General features: G+C 77.9%; 4 protein-coding genes. All 4 read left to right on the top strand.

Features of this window, described 5'->3' with window-relative positions; all coding sequences use genetic code 11:
- Positions 1 to 227 precede the first annotated feature (227 nt).
- The 4 genes from ACFU9E_RS34410 (at position 228) to ACFU9E_RS34395 (ending at position 5,172) form a co-directional block, all read left to right on the top strand.
- Positions 228 to 1,652, top strand: a complete 1,425-nt coding sequence (locus tag ACFU9E_RS34410; protein WP_380688477.1) for an acyl-CoA synthetase — start codon at positions 228 to 230, stop codon at positions 1,650 to 1,652.
- 216 nt (positions 1,653 to 1,868) lie between these two features.
- Entirely contained in the window at positions 1,869 to 2,762 is an 894-nt protein-coding gene (locus tag ACFU9E_RS34405; RefSeq protein WP_380688475.1) for a C40 family peptidase, read from the top strand.
- 362 nt (positions 2,763 to 3,124) lie between these two features.
- A complete protein-coding gene (locus ACFU9E_RS34400) occupies positions 3,125 to 4,192 on the top strand; it encodes an NUDIX domain-containing protein (RefSeq protein WP_380688479.1) in 1,068 nt (355 codons plus the stop codon).
- Positions 4,193 to 4,374: 182 nt separating this feature from the next.
- Positions 4,375 to 5,172: a DUF4184 family protein gene (locus tag ACFU9E_RS34395; protein ID WP_380688473.1), complete on the top strand. Its 798-nt coding sequence runs from the start codon at positions 4,375 to 4,377 to the stop codon at positions 5,170 to 5,172.
- Positions 5,173 to 5,342: the final 170 nt, after the last annotated feature.

Here is a 5,342-nt window from a genome sequence, read left to right as displayed (position 1 = left end):
TGTCTTGTCGACTCTCCTTGGGGTTGTCGGCCCTCTCTTTTTGTTTTGCTAGGTGGTTTTTGGGGGGGGGGGGGGGGTTGTGGGCGCCGGGGGCCCCCCCCCGCCGTCCTTCCCCCGGACGTCCGGCCGGCCGCCGGCGGCCCGTAGAGTCGGTCGGCGGCGCGCGGCGACCCCGCGGCGCGCCGCGGACCACCGTGGACATCCTGGACAGGGGCGAGGGCAGACGCATGACACTCTTGACGGCGCTTCAGGGCGGATTCGGCGACTCGGCCGACGCCCTGCGGATCTCCGACGGCCCCGGGCTCTCCCGCGAGCGGCTGCTCGGCGCGGCCACCGCCGTCGCCGACCGGGTGGCCGGCGCCCCCGCCCTGGCGGTGCTCGCCCGCCCCACCGCCGAGACCGTGGCCGCCGTCGTCGGCGGGCTGCTCGCCGGGGTGCCGGTGGTGCCGCTGCCGCCCGACTCCGGGCCCAAGGAACGCGCGCACATCCTGCGCGACTCCGGCGCCGCCCTGCTCGCCCACGCCGCCGACGACGGCCCGCCGCAGGACGCCGGGATCCCCGGCCTCCCGGTCGACCTGCGCGAGCGCTCCGCCACCACGTACCCCGAGCCCGACCCGTCGGCGACCGCCTTCGTGCTCTACACCTCCGGCACCACCGGCGCGCCCAAGGGCGCGATGATCGGCCGCGCCGCCGTCGCCGCCGACCTCGACGCGCTCGCCGACGCCTGGCGGTGGACCGCCGAGGACACCCTGGTGCACGGCCTGCCGCTGTTCCACGTGCACGGACTGGTGCTCGGCGTGCTCGGCGCGCTGCGCACCGGCAGTCGGCTGGTGCACACCGGACGGCCCACCCCCGCCGGGTACGCGGCGGCGGGCGGCAGCCTCTACTTCGGGGTGCCGACCGTCTGGTCCCGGGTGGCGGGGGACCCGCAGGCGGCCGCCCGGCTCGCCTCCGCCCGGCTGCTGGTCTCCGGCAGCGCCCCGCTGCCCGTCCCGGTGTTCGAGCGGCTCGCCGCGCTGACCGGCCACGCCCCGATCGAGCGCTACGGCATGACGGAGTCGCTGATCACCGTCTCCACCCGGGCCGACGGCGAGCGCCGCCCCGGCAGCGTCGGCCTGCCGCTGGCCGGGGTGCGCACCCGGCTGGTCGGCGAGGACGGCTCGCCCGTCCCGTACGACGGCGAGAGCGTCGGCGAGCTCCAGGTGGCCGGGCCCACCCTGTTCCACGGCTACCTCAATCGGCCGGACGCCGACGCCGAGGCCTGGACCGCCGACGGCTGGTTCCGCACCGGGGACGTCGCGGTGATCGGGCCGGACGGCTTCCACCGGATCGTCGGGCGCGCCTCGGTCGACCTGATCAAGAGCGGCGGGTACCGGATCGGCGCCGGCGAGGTCGAGGCGGCGCTGCGCGACCACCCCGCGGTGGCCGACGCCGCCGTCGTCGGCGCGCCGGACGAGGACCTCGGCCAGGCGATCGTCGCGTACGTGGTGGCGGACGGCCCCGTGACGGGTGAGCAGCTGACGGCCTTCGTGGCGGAGCGGCTCTCGGTGCACAAGCGGCCCCGCCGGGTGGTGCTGGTGGCGGAACTGCCCAGGAACGCCCTGGGCAAGGTGCTGAAGAAGCAGCTGATGGCGGACTCGGCACACGGGTGACGGGCGGTCACCCGGCGCCGGGTCGGGTGACGGTCGCTCACCTTGCGTGAGCCTTCCTTTGGCGCACTCCACTGCGCGCCGTGAGCGGACGCGTGCCTAACGTGACAAGCGGCGCGGCCGGGGCCGACCAGGCCCCGCGCACCGCGTCCAGCGTTCAGCTCCCAGCGTTCGGTGCGATCGAGGCGCCCGGCGCGATCAGCGAAGGAAGACAGCAGCATGACGACCGTCAACACCGGCGCACCGGGTGCCGCCGACGACGCGACCGGGCAGCACACCGCCTCCCCCTCCCCCCGGCCGGCGGCGGCTGCCCGGCCTTCCCGCGCGGCGCGGATCCGCCGGGGGATAGGCGCGGTGGCCGTGATCGCGGCCGGGACCTGCGTGATCGGCCTGGGCACCGGCGCGGGGACCGCGGCGGCCGAGCGGGCGCCCGCCCACGCCGGCTGGGACGGCTCGCGGTACTGGTTCAAGGACGCCCAGGGCCACTGGCGCTGGACCTCGCACTACGACGTCTACCTGGCGCGCACCGGCGGGTCCGCCCCGGCGCCGGCGGCGTCCACGGCGAGGACGGCCGGCTCCTCCGGAGGGATCACCCAGGGGTGGGACGGCTCGCGCTACTGGTTCCGCAACAGCCAGGGCCAGTGGCGCTGGACCTCGCACTACGACGTCTACCTGGAACGCACCGGCGGCTCCGCCGCCTCCTCGGGGGACTCGGCGTCCCCGCCCCCGGCCGCGGCCCCGGCGGCGGACGGCGACGTCGAGACGGCGGTGCAGTTCGCGCTCGCGCAGCTGGGCAAGCCGTTCCGGACGGCCGGCAACGGACCGGACGGCTACGACTGCTCGGGCCTGGTCCAGCAGGCCTTCCGGCGCGGCGGCATCTCCCTGCCCCGGATCGCCAACGACCAGTACGCGGCCACCACACCGGTGACGGCCGGACAGCTGCGCCGCGGCGACCTGCTGTTCTGGTCGGACGACCGCACCGCGCGGGGCATCCACCACGTGGCGATCTACCTGGGCGACAACCAGTACGTGGAGGCCGCCCGGCCCGGCACGTCGATCCGGGTCTCGCGGATCAGCAGCGGCTACTACCCGACCCACATGGGCCGCCCCTGACGGGTCCGCGCCGTCCCGCCGGTGCCCCGGGCCGCCGAGGCCCGCACACCGGTGGGACGGGGGGAGCCCCGCACGCAACGGGGCGCGCGTGGTGCGGTGGGGGCGTGCGCCAAGGGGCCGGACTCCGGTGCCCGGAGGGGTGGGCGCCGGCGCGCCGGGGGTCGTACGGGAATCGTCGCAGGCCCCCTGACCTGGGCACATGCCCCTGTCAAGCGGAACGGGGAACCGCCATGAGCGGGGCGGACGTGGAGGTATGGGGACCGGCGTGGCGGGGGTACCACCTCCGATGGCGCCGGCTCGACCGACGGGGGGCGCCGCCCGGGGCGAACGGCGCCGGGGAGGGCGAGAACATGGGGGCGTGCGTGATCGTCTGGGTCAATGGCACATTCGGGGCGGGCAAGACCAGCTCCTGCCGCGAACTGGTGGAACTGCTGCCCGGCAGCATGCTGTTCGATCCCGAGCTGGTGGGCTTCGGGCTGCGCGCGATGCTGCCGGCCGACCGGATGGCGGCGGTGCCGGACTTCCAGGACCTGCCCGCCTGGCGGCGGCTCGTCCCCGAGACGGCGGCGGCACTGCTCGGTGAGATCCCCGGGCCGCTGGTGGTTCCGATGACACTGCTGCGGGAGGACTACCGGGACGAGATCTTCGGGGCGCTCGCCTCGCACGGCATCGTCGTGCACCACCTCGTCCTGGACCCTGAAGAAACGATCCTGCGCGAGCGCATCGCCCAGCGCGAGGAATTCCCGGACGACCCGCGGCGCAGCGAGCAGGTCCGCCGCTGGTGCCTGGAACACCTGCCGCGCTACCGCGCCGCCCGCCGCTGGCTGCGCCGCGACGCCCGGCTCGTCGACACCTCCGGCCTCACCCCGCGCGAGACCGCCGTCCGGCTCGCCCGGCTGGTCGACGACGGCTCGGCCCGCTGCCCGATCGCGCAGACCCCCGACCCCACCGGGGACACCGTGGCCGCCGCCGTCCTGTTCTTCGACGAGCAGGACCGGGTGCTGCTCGTCGACCCCGTCTACAAGCCCGACTGGGAGTTCCCCGGCGGCGTCGTCGAACGCGGCGAGGCACCCACCGACGCCGCCCTCAGGGAGACCGCCGAGGAACTCGGCCTGCGCCTGGACCCGGCGGTGCTGCGCCTGCTCGCCGTCGACTGGGAACCGCGCACCGGCCCGCGCCGGGGCGGGCTGCGCCTGGTCTACGACGGCGGCCTGCTGGACGCCACCGCCCGGCAGGGGCTGCTGCTCCAGCAGGAGGAACTGCGCGGCTGGCGGTTCGTCAGCCTGGAGGAGGCCGCCGGACTGCTGCCCCCGGGCCGCCACCGGCGGCTGGCGGCGGCGCTGGACGCCCGCCGCTGCGGGGAGTTGCGCTACCTGGAGGCCGGACACCGGGCGGGCCTGGGGTCGGCCCGCACCGCCGACGCGGCGTGAGCCCGGTTCCGGCGCGCCCCGTTCCGGCCTGGGCCCGGTTCCGGGACTCACCCCGGCTCAGGCCCGGTTCCGTGGGCCCGGTTCCGGGGTGAGCCCCGTTCCGGCGCGCGCCCCGCGAACGCGCCGCGCGCCGGAGCCGGGCGCCGCAGACGGGCCCGGCCGGGCGGCGGCAGGATGAGGGCATGCCGTTCACCCTGAGCCACCCGGCCGCCGTGCTGCCCCTGCTGCGCGCGGCGGGGGAGCGCGGGCCGCTGGTCGCGTCGGCGCTGGTCGCCGGCTCGCTGGCACCCGACGTGCCGTTCTTCGCCGAGTCGCTGCTGCCCGGGGTGTACCGGCACGGCGCGCCCACCCACCGCTGGTGGGCGGTGCCGACGCTGGACGTGGCGCTCGCGGCCGCACTGGTGGCGGGCTGGCACGGGCTGGTGCGCGGGCCACTGGTCGCGCTGCTCCCGGACCGGTGGGCGGGCGCCGCCGAGGCGCTGACGGCCCGCCGGTCCGGCCGGGGGCGGCCGTCGGGCGCGGACCTCGGACGGTTCGCGCTCTCGGCGGCGGTCGGTGCGGCGAGCCACGTCGGCTGGGACGGCTTCACCCACGCGGGGCGTTTCGGGTCCCGGCTGGTGCCGGCGCTGGAGCGGCCGGTGGCGGGCGGCCCGCCGCTCTACGAGGTGCTGCAGTACGGCAGCTCGGTGCCCGCGCTGGCCGCGGTGGCGGGGTACGCGGTGCGGGCGGCCCGGGCGGTGGAGCCGGTCCGACCGGCCGACCGGCCGTCGCGGCGGGCCCGGCGGGGCGGCGCGCTGGTGCTGGGGGCGGCCACCGCGGCGGGGGCGGCGCACCGGCTGGTGCCGCTGCGGCGCGGGCCGCTCGCGGAGCTGTGCTTCGGGGCGGGGGCCGGGCTGGCGGTGGGCGCGGCCGGGTGGGCGCTGGCCCGGGCGGCGGTGACCGGCGCGGCGGGCGTCGCGGGGGCGCGCGGCCGGCCGTAGGGCGCGAAGGCAGCGGTTCGCGCGGGCGTGCGGTGGCGTGTTGGTGCGTTGGTGCAGGCGTGCGGTGCTCCGGGGCGGGCCCCGGCCGGCCGCGGGGGGGGGGGGCGCCCGGGCCCCCCCCCCCGGGGACGGCGCCGCGCCGGCGGGGGGGGCGCCCGGGGCCCGCACCC

Source organism: Kitasatospora sp. NPDC057595, from assembly GCF_042800875.1.
Taxonomy (GTDB): Bacteria; Actinomycetota; Actinomycetes; order Streptomycetales; family Streptomycetaceae; genus Kitasatospora.
The sequence above is the reverse complement of the archived record's forward strand: the minus strand, read 5'-3'. Positions and strand labels throughout refer to the sequence as shown.